The organism is Mycobacterium sp. IDUB_5, assembly GCF_055419565.1.
Map to the genome: position 1 here is coordinate 598,116 of NZ_JBVAXX010000002.1, position 18,905 is coordinate 617,020.

Below are 18,905 nucleotides of genomic sequence, written 5' to 3' on the forward strand. Positions count from 1 at the left end.
CCCGTTCACACCAGATCCTCGTACCGGTACTCGCTCTCGATCGGGGTGCCCTCCCGGTGCGCCTCCTCCTCGCGGCGACGCAGATCGACCCGGCGGATCTTGCCGGAGATGGTCTTCGGGAGCTCCGCGAACTCGACGCGGCGCACCTTGAGATACGGCGCCAGGTGGTCGCGACTGTATCGCATGATCTGCCTCGCTGTTTCGGCGTCCGCGGACCAGCCGTCGGCCAGCGCCACGTAAGCCTTCGGCACCGCCAGCCGCGTCTCGTCGGGAGCGGGGACGACGGCCGCCTCGACCACCGCGGGGTGCTCGATCAGCACGCTCTCGAGCTCGAACGGCGACACCTTGTAGTCGGAGGACTTGAAGACGTCGTCGGTGCGGCCGATGTAGGTGATGTAGCCGTCCGCGTCGCGGCTCGCCACGTCACCGGTGTGGTAGTAGCCGTCCCGCATCACGTGCGCGTTGCGCTTCTCGTCGTCGAGGTATCCGGTCATCAGGTTCGGCGGCGTCGCGCCCAGATCGAGGCAGATCTCACCCTCGGCCGCCCGCTCGCCGGTCAGCGGATCGACCAGGACCACCGGCACACCGGGCATCGGGCGGCCCATCGAGCCCGCCTTCACGGGCTGGCCGGGGGTGTTGCCGACCGCCAGTGTGGTCTCGGTCTGGCCGAACCCGTCGCGGATCGTCAGTCCCCATGCCTGTTCGATCCGGGCGATCACATCGGGGTTCAGCGGCTCACCCGCGCCGAGGATCTCGCGCAGCCCCTCGGGCCTGTCGCCCAGGTCAGCCTGAATCAGCATGCGCCACACCGTCGGTGGCGCGCAGAACGTGCTCACGCGGGCGCGGCGCAGCTGCTCGAGAAGGGCGTCGGCATCGAAGCGGGCGTAGTTGTAGACGAAGATCGTCGCCTCGGCGATCCACGGGGCGAAGAAGCAGCTCCACGCGTGCTTGGCCCATCCGGGCGAGCTGATCGCCAGATGCACGTCGCCGGGCCGCACCCCGAGCCACGCCGCCGTCGTCAGATGCCCGACGGGGTAGCTGACCTGCGAGTGCTCGACGAGCTTGGGCTTACTGGTGGTCCCGGAGGTGAAGTAGATGAGCAGCGGATCCGACGTCGCCGTTCCCGGCTCGAACGGGCCGGCGGCCTCCACCGCAGCCGCATCGGAGTAGGGAAGCCAGCTCGGTACCGTCTCCCCCACCGCGATGCCGACGAACGACGCGTCCACGCGTGCGAACTTCGCGGCGTCGGCGGAGTTGGCGATCACGAAACCTGCACCGCCGCGCCGTAGCCGGTCCGCGACGTCGTCGGCACCCAGCGCCGCCGTCGTCGGCATGATCACCGCGCCCAGCTTGGCCACCGCCAGCATCGACTCCCACAGCTCGACCTGATTGCCGAGCATCAGGATGACCCGGTCACCAGCGCCGACCCCGATGCTCGCAAGCCAGGTCGCCACCTGATCCGAGCGCGCGGCCATGTCGGCGAACGTGACGCGCTGTTCGCGGCCGTCCTGCTCCACGATCCACAACGCGATGTCCTGCGGGCGGCTACGCGCGACGACGTCGAACCAGTCTGTCGCCCAGTTGAACTGGCCGGTGATGTGGGGCCACTCGAACGTCTCGACGGCCTTGTCGTAATCACCGATCGTCTCGACGAGGTGGTCACGTGCCGCGCGATACCGGTCGGTGTTCGTGGTCATGGGTTGATACTGCCCTGCGGCACGAAGATCAGGCCAGCGATTGCACCCAGGACCGGTGCAGCGCCGCGTAGTGCCCGCCGTCGCGAGCGGTGAGCTCCTCGGGCGAGCCGTCCTCGACGATCTCGCCGTGCTCGAGCACCAGCACCCGGTCCGCGATCTGCACCGTCGAGAGCCGGTGGGCGATCACCACCGCCGTGCGTTCGGCGAGCACGGTCTCCAACGCCCGCTGCACCATCCGCTCGCTCGGGATGTCCAGCGACGACGTCGCCTCGTCGAGGATCAGCACCGCGGGGTCGGCCAGGAACGCCCGCGCGAACGCGACCAGCTGACGCTGCCCCGCCGACAACCGGCCGCCGCGCTTGGCGACGTCGGTGTCGTACCCCTCGGGCAGAGCGGTGATGAATCCGTGCGCGCCGACCGCCTCGGCCGCCGCCCGCACCTCCGCGTCGGTGGCGTCGGGCTTGCCGAAACGGATGTTGTCGGCGACCGTGCCGCCGAACATGAAGTTCTCCTGCGTCACCATCACCACGTGCCGGCGCAGGTCGGTCTGCCGCAGGTCGCGCAGATCGACCCCGTCGAGGGACACGCTGCCCGAGACCGGGTCGTAGAACCGGGTGACGAGTTTGGCGATCGTCGTCTTGCCCGCGCCGGTGGTGCCGACCAAAGCCACCGTCTGCCCCGCGGGGACCACCAGGTCCAGGTGCGGCAGCACCGGCCGGTTCGGCACGTACTCGAACCGGACGTCGCGGAAGGAGATGTCACCCCGCACGTGATCGAGGCGGACCGGCTCGGCGGGATCGCTGATGGCGGGCTTCTCGGCCAGCACCCCGGCCAGCTTCTCCAGCGCTGACGACGCGGACTGGAACGTATTGAAGAACTGCGAGATCTCCTGCATGGGTTCGAAGAACATCCGCAGGTAGAGCAGGAATGCGGCCAAGGTGCCGATCGTCATCTCGCCGTGCAGGGCCCGGTAGCCGCCGTAGATCAGAACGACGCCGGTGGTGATGTTGCCGACGAATTTGACGCCGGGCATGAAGATCGCCAGCAGCCTGAACGTCTTCTCGTTGATCACCCGGTAGCGGTCGGCGATGCCTTCGAAGATCTCCTGGTTGCGCGGCTCCCGCCGATACGCCTGCACCGCTTTGATGCCGGTCATGGTCTCGACGAACTGGACGATCACCAGCGCCGAGATCTCACGCACCTCACGGTAGATCCGCGACGACTCGCGGTGGAACCACGCGACGAGCATCACCAGGATCGGGAACGCCGCCAGACACATCAGGCCGAGTTCCGCGTCGAGGGTGATCAGCAGGACGGCGGTGCCGACGAGCGTGAGCACCGCGGTGATCAGGCTGTCGAAGCCCGTCTCCAGCATGTCCTGGATGGCCTCGACGTCGTTGGTGGATCGGCTGACGACGCGGCCGGAGGTGTAGCGGTCGTGGAACGCGATGTCGAGGCGGCCGAAATGCCGGAACACCCGTCGGCGCAGTTCCCGTAGTACCCGCTGACCGATGCGACCGGAACGGCGCAGGAAGAACATCCGCGCGCTGGCTTGGACGAGGACCACCGCACACAGCACACCGACGATCGTCATCAGCGTGGCGGCCGACCCACCCCCGAGCAGAGGCGGGATGCCGTCGTCGATGCCCCGCTGCACGAGGATCGGAACCGACAGCCGCGCAACGTTTTCCACGACCACGACGGCGGCCAGCGCGGCGACCGTCCACTTGTAGGGGCGCAGCAGCGAGCCCAGCAGCGCGCGGGCTTCGCGCCGCCGCGGCACCGACTCGTCGATGGGCAGGTCGTCGTGTTCGTCGAACCGACCGCGCCACTCCGGGGTCACGCTCACGTCCTGCCCTCCAGGATCTCGTGATCCAGCCGCGCCCGCTCGGCCCGTTGCTCCCAGTCGACCTCCCGCTCGCAGCCGTCGTCGAGCTCGTCGTCGGCGGCCAACAGGTAGCGGTACTCCGGCACGTTCGCCAGCAGCTCGGCGTGGGTGCCGACGTGGGTGATCGTGCCGTTCTGCAGCAGCGCCACCCGGTCAGCGAGCAACACCGTCGAGGCGCGGTGGGCCACCACCACGCCGGTGACCGCGTGCAGGACACGACGCAGCGCTTCCTCGACCACGGCCTCGGTGTGCACGTCCAGGGCGCTCAACGTGTCGTCGAGAACCAGGATGCGGGGCGCGGCCAGAATGGCTCGCGCCAACGAAAGACGTTGCCGCTGACCGCCGGACAGGCTCATGCCCTGTTCGCCGATGCGGGTGTCCAGCCCGTAGGGCAGGTCGTAGACGAACTGCGCGGCGGCCACCTCGACGGCCTGGCGCAGTTCGTCGTCCGTCGCATCCGGCTTGCCCAGGCGCAAGTTCTCCGACACCGACATCGAGAACAGCGTCGGATCCTCGAACGCCGTGGCCACCGCCCGCCGCAGCGCCTCGAGGCTCAGCTCGCGAATGTCCTGGGCGTCGATACGGATCTCGCCCTCGGTCACGTCGTACAGCCGAGACAGCAGACCCACCAGCACCGACTTGCCCGACCCGGTGGCGCCGACGAGTGCCAGCGTCTCCCCCGGCTCGACGGTCACGTTCACATGCCGTAGCGCCCAGTCGTCGGAATCCGGGAACCTGAACCCGACGTCGACGAGCTCCAGGCGGCCACCGCGCGGGGTCGCATCGCGCGGGCCGTCGGTGATCTCGCGCGGCGCGTCGAAGATCTCGGCAATGCGGTTGGCCGCGGTGAAGGACTCCTGCGTCATCGACAGCAGGAAGCCCAGCGACGCGATCGGCCAGACCAGCGACAGCATCATCGTGATGAACGCGACCAGCGTGCCCATCGTCACGTAGCCGTGGCCGGCGGCGTAGGCGCCGAAACCCAGCACGAGGATCAGCGTCAGGTTCGGGATGATCTCCAACAGCGTCCAGAACTTCGCCGACACCGTCACCCGGCTCACCTGCGTGTCGTAGAGATCGGTGAGTTGTTCGTCGAAGCGGTCGTAGACGTAGTCCTCCCGGCCGAAGGACTTGACCACGCGCAGACCGAGCGCGGCCTCCTCGACGTGGGTGGCGACGTGACCGGCCTGATCCTGGGCCAGCCGCGACAGCCGCGTGTACTCCTGCTGGAAGTGCAGCACCGTGAGCGTGATCGGCACGATCGACACCAGCACCACCACACCCAGCGGCCAGTACATCGCGAGCAGGATCGCGGTGACGATGGTGATCTGCAGGATGTTCAGGATCAGGAACGTCAGCCCGAACGACAGGAAACGGCGAATCGTACCCAGATCGTTCATGATTCGCGACAGGAGCTGACCAGACTGCCAGCGGCCGTGGAAGGACATCGGCAGGATCTGCAGGCGCGCGTAGAGGTCTTTGCGGATGTCGGCCTCGACGCCCATCGTCGCGCGGGACACCAGCCACCGCCGGATGAACCACAGCACCGCCTCGGCGATCCCGAGGCCCATCGCCGCAGCACCCAGCGTCCAGAGCCCCTGCTGATCCTGGTGGCGCACCGGCCCGTCGATCACCGCCTTGGTCATCAGCGGAATCCCGACCGTGGCGCCCAGACTCAAGAAGGCCGCCGTGAACATCAGAATCCAGCGGCCGCGATACGGCAGCAGGTACGGCAACATGCGCCACAGGTCCGAGCTGGGCCTCACCCGCCGGGGCCGCGGCGCGATCGCGGGCGCTGCGCGCAGCGCGTTGGTTCCGGAATCAGCCACTCACAACATCTTCCCACTGCGAGCAAGTGGTTAACCCATCTAGCGAATGCGACCGGTGGCACGGCAGATGCGACCGCGCGCCCGAGGGCACCCCGAACTGGGTGCGGTACAGCTCGGCGTAGCGGCCACCGCGGGCCAGGAGCTCCGGGTGCGTCCCGCGCTCCACGATCCGGCCGTCCTCGACGACGAGGATCACGTCGGCCGCGCGGATCGTCGAGAGGCGGTGGGCGATCACCACCGACGTGCGGCCGGCCAGCGCTTCGGCCAGGGCTTGCTGCAACTTGGCCTCCGATTCGGAGTCCAGCGATGCGGTCGCCTCGTCGAGCACGACGACCTGAGGTGCGGCCAGCAGCAGACGCGCGATGGTCAGGCGCTGCCGCTGCCCACCGGAGAGCCGGTACCCGCGCTCGCCGACGATCGTGTCGAGGCCGTCGGGCATGTCGGCGACCACGCCGTCGAGGCGGGCCCGGCGCAGCGCCTCCCAGATCTCGTCGTCGGTGGCGTCCGGCGCGGCGAGCGCGACGTTGGCCCGGATCGACTCGTGGAACAGGTGCCCGTCCTGGGTCACCATGCCGACGGTGTCCTTCAACGACGCGAACGTCGCGTCGCGCACGTCGACCCCGTTGAGGCGGACGGCCCCGGAGGTGGCGTCGTACAGCCGGGCCAGTAGTGACGCGGTCGTCGACTTCCCCGCACCCGACGAACCGACGAGCGCGATCATCTGCCCCGGCCGGGCCGTGAACGAGATGCCGTGCAGCACCTCGTCGCCACCGCGGTCGTCGAGCTCGCTGACCTCTTCGAGCGACGCCAGCGACACGGTGTCGGCGGCGGGATAACCGAACCGGACGTCGTCGAACTCGACCGTGACCGGACCGTCGGGGATCGCGACAGCATCTGGCCGCTCCTGGATCAACGGCACCAGATCGAGCACCTCGAAGACGCGCTCGAAGCTGACCAGTGCGGTGGCGACCTCCACGTGGGCGTTGGCCAGCGCGGTCAGCGGTGCGTAGAGCCGCGTCAGCAGCAGGGCCAGCGACACGATGGCCCCGGCCTGCAGCGTCCCACCCAGCGCCAACGCGCCGCCCAGGCCGTAGACCAGCGCCAGCGCCAGCGCCGACATCAACGTCAGCGAGTTCATGAACGTCGCCTGCAGCATCGCGGTGCGCACCCCGATGTCGCGCACCCGGCCGGCGCGCACCCCGAACTCACGGGACTCGGCGCCGGTGTCGCCGAACAGCTTGATCAGCGTGGCACCCGGCGCGGAGAACCGCTCCGTCATCTGGGTGTTCATCGTCGCGTTGTGGCCGGCTGCCTCGCGGGAGAGTTTCGCCATCGCCGCGCCGATGCGGCGGGCGGGAAGCAGGAACAGCGGCATCAGCGCGAGCGACACCAGGGTCACCTGCCAGGAGATGCTGATCATCACCGCGAGCGTCAACGTCAACGTGACGATGTTGGAGACGACGCCCGAGAGGGTGTCCGAGAATGCCCGTTGAGCACCCATCACGTCGTTGCCCAGGCGGCTCACCAGCGCACCGGTGCGCGTGCGGGTGAAGAACGCCACCGGCATCCGCTGCACGTGGTCGAACACCGCGGTGCGCAGATCGAGGATCAACCCCTCGCCGATGTTCGACGACAACCACCGCGTCAGCAACGACATCGCCGTCTCGGCCAGCGCGACACCGGCGATCACGACGGCCAGCACCACGACCGTCGTCACCGAGCCCCCGCGGGTGATCTCGTCGACCACGCGGCCCGCGAGCAGGGGCGTCGCCACTGTCAGCACCGCGCCGAGCACGCTGACCAGGAGGAACCAGCCGAGCATGCGATGATGCCGAGCGGCGAACCGCCAGATGCGCGCCATCAGCCGGCGGTCTGCCAAACCGCGCAGATCACCACCCCTGGCATGCGTCTGCCGGTACAGCGACTGCCGGGCAACTGTTTCCAAGCTCATCTCATCACCGTAGAACCTCAACAATGGGTGAGGTCAAAGACTTCCCAGGCGGGCCGGCTAGCGTCGGGACCGTAGTCGAGGCAAGACAGACGAGGAGCGCACGTGCAGAGCGTGGAAGCGGAGCAGACCGCGACGCAGGTGTCCGAGTCGTCGAGTCCGTCGGCTCCCCCGGAAACCAGGCTCCAGGCCTGGGAACGGCGCGCCGAGTGGCCGCTCGCCGCCGCCGCCCTGCTGTTCCTGGCCGCCTACAGCGTGGAAGTGCTCGCGCTCCCCTCAGGGGCGGCAGCCGTGGCCGTCCATGCCGTCAGCCTCGCCACGTGGGGCATGTTCATCGTCGACTACCTGGTGCGACTGTCCCTGGCCGAGCACCGCTGGCGGTGGTTCTGGCGGCACCTCTTCGACCTCGCCATCGTGGCGCTGCCCATCCTGCGGCACCTGCGCCTCCTGCGGCTGGTCACGCTGATCACGGTGCTCAACCGTGCCGTCGGCCACGCCATCCGCGGCCGCGTGGCGATGTACACGGTCGGTGGGGCGGTGCTGCTGGTCTACGTCTCCTCGCTGGCCGTGCTGCAGGCCGAGAGGCACTACCCCGATGCGCACATCACCCACTTCGGCGAGGCCCTGTGGTGGGCGATGACGACGATCACCACCGTCGGCTACGGCGATCTGACCCCGGTCAGCCCTACGGGACGGGTGATCGCCGTGCTGCTCATGATCGGGGGCATCAGCCTGCTCGGCTCGATCACCGCGACGTTGGCGTCGTGGATCGTGGAGCGGGTGGCCGACGAGGACACGGCGGCCCAGCAGGTGACCACCGCGCACATCGACACGCTGGTCCAGGAGATCGCCCAGCTGCGCGAGGAGGTCGCGCGGCTCGGCGACCCGGCTCCCGGACGCGACCGCCCCGACGGGTAACGGGCGAGGTTCCCGCAGCCCGGGCCTCTCGTCAGGCAAGATTGCGGGCATGGACAGTGCAGTGGGTTCGCCCCGGGTGCTCGTGGTCGACGACGATCCCGACGTGCTGGCCTCGCTGGAGCGCGGCCTGCGGCTGTCCGGCTTCGACGTGTTCACCGCTGTCGACGGCGCCGAGGCGCTGCGCAGTGCGACCGAGACCCGACCGGACGCGATCGTGCTCGACATCAACATGCCGGTGCTCGACGGTGTGTCCGTGGTGACCGCGCTGCGCGCGATGGACAACGACGTACCGGTCTGCGTGCTGTCGGCACGCTCCTCCGTCGACGACCGGGTGGCCGGCCTGGAGGCGGGCGCCGACGACTACTTGGTCAAACCGTTCGTGCTGGCCGAGCTGGTCGCCCGGGTCAAGGCGCTGCTGCGCCGACGCGGGTCCACAGCGACGTTCTCGTCGGAGACCATCACCGTCGGCCCGCTCGAAGTCGACATCCCCGGCCGGCGCGCCCGCGTCGACGGCACCGACGTCGACCTGACCAAGCGCGAGTTCGACCTGCTGGCAGTGCTCGCCGAGCACAAGACCGCGGTACTGTCCCGCGCGCAACTGCTCGAGCTGGTGTGGGGCTACGACTTCGCCGCCGACACCAACGTCGTCGACGTCTTCATCGGCTACCTGCGCCGCAAGTTGGAAGCCAACGGCGCGCCCCGCCTGCTGCACACTGTGCGCGGGGTCGGCTTCGTGCTCCGTCAGCAGTAGTGATGAGCGCTCGCGCGAAGAACCGAGGATCCTGATGAGCGCTCGCGCGAAGAACCGACGGCCACGCTCATGATCGTGGTGTCGCGGATCTTCCGGCGCACGCCGTCGCTGCGCACCCGCGTCGCGTTCGCCACCGCGATCGCCGCGGCCATCGTCGTCGGGATCGTCGGCACGGTGGTGTGGGTCGGCATCACACAGGACCGCAAGGAAAGACTGGACCGGCGCCTCGACGAGGCCGCCGGGTTCGCGATCCCGTTCCTGCCGCGCGGCCTCGACGAGATCCCGCCCTCGCCCAACGACCAGGACGCCGTCATCACGGTCCGTCGTGCCGACGGGCAGGTGACGTCGAACTCCGTCGTGCTGCCCGAACTGGCGCCGGGGTACGCCGACACCACGGTCGACGGGGTGCGCTACCGGGTGCGCACCGTGGAGTTGTCCACCCCCGAGCCAATGTCGGTCGCCGTCGGCGCCACCTACGACGCGACTATCACCGACACCAACAACCTGCACCGCCGCGTGTTGATCATCTGCACGATGGCCGTGGGTGCGGCGACGTTCGGCGGCTGGCTGCTGGCCGCGTTCGCGGTGCGGCCGTTCAAGCGGCTGGCCCAGCAGACCCGGCAGATCGAGGCGGGTGACGAAGCACCCGACATCGACATCCGTGGCGCCACCGAGGCCGTCGAGATCGCCGACGCGATCAAGGGTCTGGTCGGCCGCGTGTGGGAGGAGCAGGGCCGGACCAAGGCTGCGTTGACCTCGGCCCGTGACTTCGCCTCCGTCTCGGCCCACGAGTTGCGGACCCCGCTGACCGCGATGCGCACCAACCTCGAAGTGCTCGCGACGCTCGACCTCGCCGAGGATCAGCGCAAGGAAGTCGTCGGCGACGTCATCCGTACGCAGACCCGGATCGAGGCGACGCTGGGTGCGCTGGAGCGGCTGGCGCAGGGGGAACTGTCCACCGAGGACGACCACGTGCCGGTCGACATCACCGAACTGCTCGACCGGGCTGCGCACGACGCGATGCGGGTGTACCCCGAGCTGGAGGTGTCGCTGGTGCCGGCGCCGACGGTGATCATCGTCGGGTTGCCTGCGGGGTTGCGGCTGGCCGTCGACAACGCGATCGCCAACGCGGTCAAGCACGGCGGCGCGACCCGCGTGCAGCTGTCCGCGGTCAGCTCGCGGGCCGGCGTGGAGATCGCGATCGACGACGACGGCGTCGGCGTGCCCGAAGAGGAACGCACCGTGGTGTTCGAGCGGTTCTCGCGTGGCTCGACGGCATCGCACTCCGGGTCGGGCCTGGGCCTGGCCCTGGTGGCCCAGCAGGCCGAATTGCACGGCGGCACAGCGTCTCTGGACGCCAGTCCGCTGGGCGGTGCGCGGCTGTTACTGCGACTGCCAGGCCCGCGCTAGCGGGTAGCCAGAAGGTCGATGACAAAAATCACGTCATCGGGTAGCCAGAAGGTCGATGACAAAAATCAACGTTTTGCCCGACAGACGGTGTCCGCCGCCGGCCGGGCCGTAGGCCTGCTCCGGCGGGATCGTCAGCTTGCGCCGGCCGCCGACCCTCATCCCGGGGATGCCGTCCTGCCAGCCCTGGATGAGCCCGCGCAGTGGGAACTCGATCGACTCAGCACGTTTCCAGGAGCTGTCGAACTCCTCGCCGGTGTCGTACTCGACGCCGAGGTAGTGCACCTCCACGTTGGCGCCCGGGACCGCCTCGGGGCCGTCGCCGACGGTGATGTCCTCGATCACCAGCTCGGTGGGTGCCGGGCCGTCAGGGAAGTCGATCTCGGGTTTGGTCGCCATCCGATCAGCCTAGACCGGCGTCCGGACCTCCTCGGGCTGCAACCACTCGGTCGGCCGCAGCAGCACCACCTCGGGGAGGATGCACGCCGCCGACAGGCGCGTCGTCATCCGCACCACCTCGGCCACGTCGCGCGCAGTGATCATGGTGGAGGCTTCGATCGCACCGCGGTAGGCGTCCGCCATCGGAGTGTCCACCAGACCCGGGCAGATCGCGGTCGCCTTGATGCCCGAGGTGGCGAGCTCGTCGTGCAGCGCCTCGGTGAATCCCACGACCGCGGCCTTGGTCGCCGAGTAGGACGACAGCGTCGCCTCGCCGCGCTTGCCCGCGTTCGACGCCGTGTTCACGATCTGCGCCGAACCGCGTTGGCGCACAGATTCTCTCAGCAGCGGTTGACACTTCGCGGTCAACAACACGACCGCGCGGACGTTGACGGCCAGCTGGGCGTCGAGGAAGTCCGCGGTGATGTCGGCGACCGCACGGTTGCCGGCGACCCCGGCGTTGTTGACCAGCAGGTCCAGCGACCCGTGCCGCTCGGCGTGGAACGCCACCAGCTCGTCGAGAAAGGACTCCTGGGCCAGCGAACCGGCAATGGTGTGCACCGCGGAGCCGCCGATCGAGGCCGCCACCGCTTCCAGCTTGGTCTGATCGCGGCCGACGAGGGTCACCGCGAAGCCCTCCTCGCGCAGGGCCGCCGCGATCGCCGCTCCGATACCGCCCGACGCCCCGGTCACCAGGGCACTACGCATGGTCACCGGTTCATTAGATCGCGTCGAGGGGCAGACTGTAGGGCGTGGCCAACGACGAAGACATCCTCGCCCAGGTGAACCAGCTCGTCGCGGAGGAGAAGGATCTCCGCTCCAAGCTCCAGCATCACGAGATCGACGAATCCGAAGAGCACCAGCGGTTGCGTGCCGTGGAGGTCGCACTCGATCAGTGCTGGGATCTGCTGCGCCAGCGGCGGGCCCTGCGCGAGACCGGTGGTGACCCGAGCGCCGCGCAGGTGCGGCCGGCCGACGAGGTCGAGGGCTACCTGAACTGAGCGACGCTACGGACTCCCACCGCGACGTCGTCATCGTCGGCGGGGGGCACAACGGGCTGGTGGCCGCTGGGTACCTCGCCCGCGCCGGCCGCCGCGTCCGTCTGTTGGAGCGGCTCGACCACGTCGGCGGTGCCGCCGTGTCGGCCTACGCGTTCGACGGCGTCGACGCGCGGCTGTCGCGGTACTCGTATCTGGTGAGCCTGCTTCCGCAGCGCATCATCGACGATCTCGGGCTCCGCGTCCGGCTGGTGCGCCGTCGCTGGTCGTCCTACACGCCCGACCCCACGTCCGGCGGCCGTACCGGACTGCTCGTCGGTCCGGCCTCGACGTTCGGTGCGGTGGGGGCCGCGGACGACGAGGCGGCGTTCGACGACTTCTACCGGCGCTGCACCACGGTGACGTCCCGGGTCTGGCCGACGCTGACCGAGCCCCTGCGAACCCGTTCTGATCTGCGTCGGGAGGTCGTGGAGGCCGCCGGCGCCGATGCGGAGTGGGCGTGGCGGGCGCTCATCGACGAGCCTGTCGGTGATGCGATCACCGCGGCGGTGCGCAGCGATCTGGTCCGCGGCGTGATGGCCACCGATGCCCTGATCGGAACCTTTGCCGCACTGGAGGATCCGTCGCTGCAGCAGAACGCCTGCTTTCTCTACCACCTGATCGGCGGAGGGACAGGCGACTGGGACGTGCCGGTCGGCGGCATGGGGGCGGTCAGCGGAGCGCTCGCCGCGGCGGCCGCAGGCTTCGGCGCCGACATCCTCACGGGCGCGGAGGTCGAATCGATCACGCCCGACGGAGAGGTGCGGTACCGCCACGGCGGTGTACAGCACCGCGTCGTCGGCGACCACGTCCTGGCCAATGTCACGCCTGCCGTGCTGGCGCGGCTACTCGGTGAGGACGTCCCCGACGTCGCACCCGGCGCGCAGGTGAAGGTGAATCTGATGCTGCGGCGGCTCCCCCGTCTGCGCGACGACAGCGTCACCGTCGAGCAGGCGTTCGGGGGCACCTTCCACATCAACGAGACCTACAGCCAACTCGAGTCGGCCTACCGACACGCCGCCGATGGCACTGTGCCGGAACCGCTTCCGTGTGAGATCTACTGCCACTCGCTGGCGGACCCGACGATCCTCTCCGATGCACTGCGCGCGTCGGGAGCACAGACGCTGACGGTGTTCGGGCTGCACACACCGCACCACCTGACGACGAGCGGAACCCCGCAGCGGATGCGCGACACGCTGACCTCCGCGGTGCTTACGTCGTTGAATTCGGTTCTCGCCGAGCCGATTCACGATGTCTTGATGGAGGATGCCGCGGGCCGGCTGTGCATCGAGACCAAGACGACCGCCGACCTCGACGATGCACTGGGCATGACGAACGGCCACATCTTCCACGGAGCGCTGTCGTGGCCCTTCGCCGAGGACGACGAACCGCTCTCCACGCCGGCGCAGCGGTGGGGTGTGGCGACGCCGCACGAGCGAATCCTGCTGTGCGGATCGGGTTCTCGCCGGGGTGGTGCCGTCTCGGGCATCGGTGGGCACAACGCCGCGATGGCCGTGCTCGGCCGCTAGCTGGGCGGTCGAGGCTCGTAGGGCTGGTACCACCACCAGTTCGCGCGTTCCCCGGTCGGACCGGGACATGGTGCGACATCCGGCGGTGGTTGGGTTGGCGGTCGTGCCAGCGACTCTGAGGTCAACGCTCGACCGACAGAGTCGGTGACGATGAGTTGGTCGGCGGGTCCGGTGATCGTGATCAGGCCACGGTGGTGCGCGCGATGGTGATACGGGCAGACCAGGGCGAGGTTCCACAGCTCGGTGGGGCCGCCGTCCTCCCAGTGCACCAGGTGATGGGCGTGCAGTGCGCGGGTTGCCCCGCACCCGGGGACCACGCAGACACGGTCGCGATGCTCGAGCGCCCGCCGTAGGCGCCGGTTCACCGTCCGGGTCGAACGCCCGGCCCCGATCACCTGCCCGTCGCGGTGAAACCACACCTCGCAGGTGGCATCACAGGCCAGGTACCGGCGGTCGCCGTCGGGCAGAACGGGCCCCAAGTGCAGGGCCGCGACTCGGCTGGCTACATCGACGTGTACGACCACGGTGGTGCGTTGCCCGTGCGGGCGGGCGATCGCTTCGGCGTCCCAGCTGGCGTCGACCAACCGCAGGAACGCCGCGGCGTTGCCGGGCATCGACGCCCGCCCATCAAGGTCGGTGGCCGTCCATTCGGAGATCAGCGCGTCACGGTGCGATGCCAGCGCAGCGTCGAAGGCGGCGTTCTCGACGTGTGGCAGCGCGATGTGCCAGTACGTGTACTGCTCATCGGAGGTCGAGCTGATCGACACCTGCGGCCCCGGATCGACGACGGGCACGCCGTCCTCATCCTCTGCCTCGTCGTCGGGCCGCGATTCCGGGATGGGTTTGGGTTGCATCTTCAACGCAGTGCGCAACTGGGTGACCGTCGCGGATTGCGCCATGGTGGCGAAGTGCTCGTCCGAGCCCGGCAGGCCATGCTCAGCGATCACCCCGACCTGATCAACGGAGAACCGGCCCTCCCGCAACCCCTCGATGCACTGCGGGAATTCGCCGTAGCGGTGCGCGATCGCGGCAACGGTCTGCGCTCGCGATGGCGACACCCCCGCCTTCCACGCCAGCCACCCCGCGGTCGAGCGGGCTCCGGCCGCGGCCCACAGCTCGTCGCGGTCGATCTCGGCCGCGATCGCCACGATCCGCGCATCGATCGCATTGCGCTGCCCCGTCAGCTCCGCCAATTCCTCATGCAGCACCGACAACCGCTCATCGATGGCCAAGGAACTGCTCGGAGACATGACCCCAATCTCCCAGCGGCCACTGACAATTCACCCCGAGCCTGGGGATGAAAACGGCTCTGGGGATGGACAGCGTCAGCCGGCGGCGAGTTTGTCCAGCAGCGATCGCAGCGTCGCCAAGTCGTCGGCGTCGAGACCGGTCAGCATCTCCGGTGCCGGGTCACGGACGTCGTCGATCGCACGCACCAACTCGCGTCCCGCGTCAGTCAGCGACACCACCTTGCAGCGACGGTTCTGCGGGTTGATCTCACGCCTCACGAGCCCACGCTGCTCGAGGTCGTTGATGGCGACCGTCGCAGCGGGCGCGTCTATGGTGGCGGCTGCGGCGATGTCTTTCACGGTCATCGGCGTCTTGCTGAGCCGCATCAGGATGCGCACGCGACTGAACGGCAATCCGGAGCGCTCGACGACGAGACGCTTCCACCCGTCGAGGTTGTCCATGACCAGTGCGGTCATGTCCCGCCACACCCCGTCGGCCATTGTGTCACCGGACATGGGCGCTGACCGGGGTCGGCGTGCCGGCGATCAGTGGCGCCAGCCGGTCCGCGGACCGTTGCGCGCGTTGCGTTGTGGAGAAAACCCCGAGCGTCAGGATCACCAACCCGAGCGCCACGCAGATGAACCAGAGTGGTCGAGCCGCTGCCGCGAAATCAGCGCCGCTCATGGTGATCGCCGAGCCGGCCACCGAACCACACAGCGCCACACCGATACTGACGCCCACCTGCCGACTCGTCGACGTCACCGCCGACGCGGCACCCGCGCGGTCCAGGGGCATCCCACCGACCGCAGCGTTCGTGATGGGCGCGTTGACCATGGCGAACCCGATGCCGAAGACCGCGAACACGATCACCAGCCACCACACCGGCGTGGACCGCGTCAAGAACGTGAGCATCGTGGCCGCGGCTGCGATCAGCGTTCCAGCGATCAACAGGGACGGGCGCGCGCCGAACCGGCCGACCAGGCGACCCGACAGCGGGGAGAAGACCAGTGCGCCGATTGCGATGGGCAGGTAGATGAGGCCGGTGTGCATCGCCGAGAAACCGCGCTCGCCTTGCAGATACAGCGACATCATGAACAGGAAGGCACCCCAGGCGGAGAAGGCACTGACCGCTGAGATGGTGGCCGAACTGAACGGGATGCTGCGGAAGAACCGGAGATCCAGGAAGGGGTCGTGGCGTCGTGATTCGTAGCGCAGGAACGCGGCGAGCGCCGCGACGGCGACGACGGCGACGACGATGACCCGGTGGTGGGTCCACCCCAGCACCGGACCTTCGATCAGGGTGTACACGATGCCGAACAGCGTGATGACAGCCAGCAACTGTCCGATCGGGTCGACACTGCGCATGGTGGCCGACTTGGTCTCGGGCACGAAGATGGCGGTCAGGATCAGCGCGGCCGCGCAGATGGGCAGGTTGATCCAGAACACCGAGCGCCAGCCGATCGTCTCGATGAGCAGGCCGCCGACGATGGGCCCGAGCACCATCGAGATGCCCGTCACCCCACCCCAGATGCCCAGTGCCCTGGCCCGCTCCTGACGGCCCACGAATATCTGCGAAATGATGGACAGTGCAACGGGATTGAGCATCGAGCCGCCGATGCCCTGCAGGAACCGGGCGCCGATCAGGGCGTCGATGCTGGGCGCCAGGCTGCAGGCCAGCGATCCCAGCGCGAACAGGGTCAGGCCGATCTGGAAGACGCGCCTGCGGCCGAACCGGTCACCGGTGGCCCCGGACAGCATCAGCAGCGACGCCAGAACCAGGGTGTAGACGTCGAGCACCCACTGCATCTGAGATGGCGATGCCGAGAGATCGGTGCGGATGGCAGGGATCGCGACGTTGACGATCGTGGCGTCCATCGAGACGATCAGCAGGCTCAGACAGCAGGAGACCAGAACGATCGTCTTGCGCCTGGGCGTCAGGTTGCCGACAGTTTCATTCACACAACGATTGTGAAACTACAACTGTCACGATCGCAAGTGACGTCGGTGTGACGCTCGGCGCAATCGAGCTCGACGAAATGGCGGAGATCACTCGCGATTTCTCGCCCAAACGTCGGTTTGGGCGAAAAGTGGCTAGCGGGCGTCGAGGTCGGCGTAGTCCCGCTCGGTGTAGCCGGTGTAGATCTGCCGCGGGCGGCCGATCTTGTTCGGCTCGCCGTGCATCTCCCGCCAGTGCGCGATCCACCCGGGCAGCCGGCCGAGTGCGAACAGCACGGTGAACATCCGCGTCGGGAAGCCCATGGCTCGGTAGATCACGCCGGTGTAGTAGTCGACGTTCGGGTAGAGCTTGCGCTCGACGAAGAAATCGTCGGTCAGCGCGATCTCTTCGAGCTCCTTGGCGATGTCGAGCAGCTCGTCCTGCACGCCGATCTTGCCCAGGATCTTGTCGGCCTGCTCCTTGACGATGCGCGCCCGCGGGTCGTAGTTCTTGTAGACCCGATGGCCGAAGCCCATCAGCTTGACGCCGTCCTCGCGGTTCTTGACCTTCTTGACGAACGTCGCGACGTCGTCGTCACCCTTGCGGATCTTCTCGAGCATCTCGAGCACAGCCTGGTTGGCGCCGCCGTGCAGCGGACCCCACAGCGCGTTGATGCCACCGGAGATCGACGTGAACAGGTTGGCCTGCGAACTACCGACCAAACGGACCGTCGACGTCGAGCAGTTCTGCTCGTGGTCGGCGTGCAGGATGAACAGCATGTCGAGCGCGCGGACGAGCTCCGGGTCGACCTCGTAGGGCTCGGCGGGGAATCCGAACGTCATCCGCAGGAAATTCTCCACCAGCGTCAGCGAGTTGTCCGGGTACAGGAACGGCTGCCCCTCGGACTTCTTGTAGGCATAGGCGGCGATCGTCGGCAGCTTGGCCAGCAACCGGATGGTGGACAGCTCCACCTGCTGCGGGTTGAACGGGTCCAGCGAATCCGGGTAGTAGGCGCTCAGCGCGTTGACCGCGCTGGAGAGCACCGGCATCGGGTGGGCGTCGCGGGGGAAGCCGTCGAAGAACCGCTTGAGGTCCTCGTGCAGCAGGGTGTGCCGCTGGATCTGGGTGGTGAACTTCTCCAGCTGATCGGCGGTGGGCAGTTCGCCGTACAGCAGCAGGTAGCTGACCTCGATGAAGTTGGACTTCTCCGCGAGCTGCTCGATCGGGTAGCCGCGGTAACGCAGGATGCCGGCATCACCGTCGATGTAGGTGATGGCGCTCTTGGTCGAAGAGGTGTTGACGAAGCCGCCGTCGTACGTGGTGTAACCGGTCTTTGCCAGCAATGACCCTAGCGCGATGCCGTCGGCACCCTCGGTCGCTGTGACGATGTCGAGTTCCAGCTCCCCGCCGGGATAGGACAGGGTGGCGTGCTCTTTCCCGGTTTCGGCGTGATCGGCCACTGGGATCCCTTCGGGTCGGTTCTAACGGGAATCGCGAGGTCTGACTGCAAGTCTGACTACAGAAGGTAGTCGCATTCGCACGAGGGCGCCCGCGGGGGTCGCCGACGACGGATCACGCGCGCGTCAGACAGGTTGCCCGACCGCGGCGAACTCGGCCATGAAGTCATCGCAGACCGACTCGAACACGGCGATCGTCTCGTCCAAAGCGACGTTGACCAGCGCCGACGGGTGCCGGGTGACCTCCTGGAGCGCCGTCATCAACACACCGCCGAACACCGCCGCCATCAGCCTGACCCGACGGTCATGGACAGGCACTCCCATTCGGTCGGCGATCGCCACATCCACCGGGCTGGCACGGAATTCGACGGCCGCCTGCTGAAGCGTCCCCGAGGACACCGTGATCCGCAGGATCTGCATGAACCGATACGACGACAGTGCCCCGGCGGGGGCCAGCTTGGTGCTCTGCGCCATTCCGACGTACGCCCGGCGAAGTGCCTCGAAATGGCCGATCTCGGGCGGCTGGGTGATCAGCTCCGCGGCCACCCGGTCGAGCACCTCGTCGATCAGCGCCAGCGCGATCGCGTCCTTGGTGGCGAAGTAGCGGCTGAAGGTGCGGGGCGAGACGTCGGCGCTTGCAGCTATCTGGTCGACGGTCGTCCCGTCGAAACCCTGCCGATCACACAGCGCGACAGCGGCGTCGATCAGCGTGGCCCGGGTACGGCGCTTCTTGCGCTCACGAAGCCCGAGCACGGGCTCCCCCCTGACATCACCCACGGGAGTCGATGCTAATCGGCCAGGAGGTGTCGCGAGGGGCGTTCTGACATGCAGATCAATCGG

16 protein-coding genes are annotated in these 18,905 nt (G+C 68.3%); 5 read left to right on the forward strand and 11 right to left on the reverse strand.

Annotated features, from left to right (window positions below):
* Positions 1 to 5 precede the first annotated feature (5 nt).
* Genes ACZY1G_RS08085 through ACZY1G_RS08100 form a run of 4 tightly spaced genes read right to left on the reverse strand, consistent with a single transcriptional unit; the run spans position 6 to position 7,365 of the window.
* Positions 6 to 1,697: an AMP-binding protein gene (locus ACZY1G_RS08085; RefSeq protein WP_463822081.1), complete on the reverse strand. Its 1,692-nt coding sequence runs from the start codon at positions 1,695 to 1,697 to the stop codon at positions 6 to 8.
* Positions 1,698 to 1,725: 28 nt separating this feature from the next.
* Positions 1,726 to 3,546, reverse strand: a complete 1,821-nt coding sequence (locus ACZY1G_RS08090; RefSeq protein WP_463815121.1) for an ABC transporter ATP-binding protein — start codon at positions 3,544 to 3,546, stop codon at positions 1,726 to 1,728.
* Positions 3,543 to 5,414: an ABC transporter ATP-binding protein gene (locus ACZY1G_RS08095; RefSeq protein ID WP_463815120.1), complete on the reverse strand. Its 1,872-nt coding sequence runs from the start codon at positions 5,412 to 5,414 to the stop codon at positions 3,543 to 3,545. Before ACZY1G_RS08095 ends, ACZY1G_RS08090 begins: the two co-directional genes overlap by 4 nt.
* Positions 5,407 to 7,365: an ABC transporter ATP-binding protein gene (locus ACZY1G_RS08100; protein WP_463822082.1), complete on the reverse strand. Its 1,959-nt coding sequence runs from the start codon at positions 7,363 to 7,365 to the stop codon at positions 5,407 to 5,409. The genes ACZY1G_RS08095 and ACZY1G_RS08100 overlap by 8 nt, the downstream gene beginning before the upstream one ends.
* A gap of 138 nt (positions 7,366 to 7,503) precedes the next feature.
* On the opposite strand from ACZY1G_RS08100, the gene ACZY1G_RS08105 reads away from it, so the two are divergent.
* From ACZY1G_RS08105 to ACZY1G_RS08115, 3 genes are all read left to right on the forward strand, one after another.
* Entirely contained in the window at positions 7,504 to 8,280 is a 777-nt protein-coding gene (locus tag ACZY1G_RS08105; protein ID WP_463815795.1) for a potassium channel family protein, read from the forward strand.
* A gap of 40 nt (positions 8,281 to 8,320) precedes the next feature.
* The gene (prrA, locus tag ACZY1G_RS08110) at positions 8,321 to 9,031 is read left to right on the forward strand and encodes a two-component system response regulator PrrA (RefSeq protein ID WP_463815794.1); all 711 of its coding nucleotides are present in this window, start codon (positions 8,321 to 8,323) and stop codon (positions 9,029 to 9,031) included.
* Between the two features lie 69 nt (positions 9,032 to 9,100).
* Positions 9,101 to 10,441, forward strand: a complete 1,341-nt coding sequence (locus tag ACZY1G_RS08115; protein WP_463815117.1) for a sensor histidine kinase — start codon at positions 9,101 to 9,103, stop codon at positions 10,439 to 10,441.
* A gap of 33 nt (positions 10,442 to 10,474) precedes the next feature.
* Here ACZY1G_RS08115 and ACZY1G_RS08120 read toward each other — a convergent pair whose 3' ends face one another.
* On the reverse strand, positions 10,475 to 10,837 hold the full coding sequence (locus ACZY1G_RS08120; RefSeq protein ID WP_463815116.1) for an FKBP-type peptidyl-prolyl cis-trans isomerase: 363 nt from the start codon (positions 10,835 to 10,837) through the stop codon (positions 10,475 to 10,477).
* A 9-nt stretch (positions 10,838 to 10,846) separates the two neighbouring features.
* On the reverse strand, positions 10,847 to 11,584 hold the full coding sequence (locus ACZY1G_RS08125) for an SDR family oxidoreductase (protein ID WP_463822234.1): 738 nt from the start codon (positions 11,582 to 11,584) through the stop codon (positions 10,847 to 10,849).
* A gap of 44 nt (positions 11,585 to 11,628) precedes the next feature.
* Between ACZY1G_RS08125 and ACZY1G_RS08130 the strand changes: the two genes are divergently transcribed.
* A complete protein-coding gene (locus ACZY1G_RS08130; protein WP_335334034.1) occupies positions 11,629 to 11,877 on the forward strand; it encodes a DUF2630 family protein in 249 nt (82 codons plus the stop codon).
* On the forward strand, positions 11,874 to 13,442 hold the full coding sequence (locus ACZY1G_RS08135; protein ID WP_463822235.1) for a phytoene desaturase family protein: 1,569 nt from the start codon (positions 11,874 to 11,876) through the stop codon (positions 13,440 to 13,442). Before ACZY1G_RS08130 ends, ACZY1G_RS08135 begins: the two co-directional genes overlap by 4 nt.
* On the opposite strand, the gene ACZY1G_RS08140 is transcribed toward ACZY1G_RS08135, so the two are convergent.
* From ACZY1G_RS08140 to ACZY1G_RS08160, 5 genes are all read right to left on the reverse strand, one after another.
* Positions 13,439 to 14,692 (reverse strand): HNH endonuclease signature motif containing protein, encoded by a 1,254-nt coding sequence (locus ACZY1G_RS08140; RefSeq protein ID WP_463822083.1) that lies wholly within the window; start codon positions 14,690 to 14,692, stop codon positions 13,439 to 13,441. The two genes, ACZY1G_RS08135 and ACZY1G_RS08140, sit on opposite strands and share 4 nt — an antisense overlap.
* A gap of 75 nt (positions 14,693 to 14,767) precedes the next feature.
* The gene (locus ACZY1G_RS08145) at positions 14,768 to 15,187 is read right to left on the reverse strand and encodes a MarR family winged helix-turn-helix transcriptional regulator (RefSeq protein ID WP_463815114.1); all 420 of its coding nucleotides are present in this window, start codon (positions 15,185 to 15,187) and stop codon (positions 14,768 to 14,770) included.
* The gene (locus ACZY1G_RS08150; RefSeq protein WP_463822236.1) at positions 15,177 to 16,610 is read right to left on the reverse strand and encodes an MFS transporter; all 1,434 of its coding nucleotides are present in this window, start codon (positions 16,608 to 16,610) and stop codon (positions 15,177 to 15,179) included. Before ACZY1G_RS08150 ends, ACZY1G_RS08145 begins: the two co-directional genes overlap by 11 nt.
* Positions 16,611 to 16,763: 153 nt before the next feature.
* Positions 16,764 to 18,068 (reverse strand): citrate synthase, encoded by a 1,305-nt coding sequence (locus tag ACZY1G_RS08155; RefSeq protein ID WP_463815113.1) that lies wholly within the window; start codon positions 18,066 to 18,068, stop codon positions 16,764 to 16,766.
* Positions 18,069 to 18,191: 123 nt separating this feature from the next.
* Positions 18,192 to 18,842, reverse strand: coding sequence for a TetR family transcriptional regulator (locus ACZY1G_RS08160; protein WP_463815112.1), 651 nt, complete (start codon positions 18,840 to 18,842; stop codon positions 18,192 to 18,194).
* Positions 18,843 to 18,905 lie beyond the last annotated feature (63 nt).

Excerpts from the sequence above, each read along its gene's own strand:
- ACZY1G_RS08115 (WP_463815117.1), top strand. The coding sequence starts at position 9,101 with ATGATCGTGGTGTCGCGGATCTTCCGGCGCACGCCGTCGCTGCGCACC.
- ACZY1G_RS08120 (WP_463815116.1), bottom strand. The coding sequence starts at position 10,837 with ATGGCGACCAAACCCGAGATCGACTTCCCTGACGGCCCGGCACCCACC.
- ACZY1G_RS08100 (WP_463822082.1), bottom strand. The coding sequence starts at position 7,365 with ATGAGCTTGGAAACAGTTGCCCGGCAGTCGCTGTACCGGCAGACGCAT.
- ACZY1G_RS08145 (WP_463815114.1), bottom strand. The coding sequence starts at position 15,187 with ATGTCCGGTGACACAATGGCCGACGGGGTGTGGCGGGACATGACCGCA.
- ACZY1G_RS08140 (WP_463822083.1), bottom strand. The coding sequence starts at position 14,692 with ATGTCTCCGAGCAGTTCCTTGGCCATCGATGAGCGGTTGTCGGTGCTG.
- ACZY1G_RS08125 (WP_463822234.1), bottom strand. The coding sequence starts at position 11,584 with ATGCGTAGTGCCCTGGTGACCGGGGCGTCGGGCGGTATCGGAGCGGCG.
- ACZY1G_RS08085 (WP_463822081.1), bottom strand. The coding sequence starts at position 1,697 with ATGACCACGAACACCGACCGGTATCGCGCGGCACGTGACCACCTCGTC.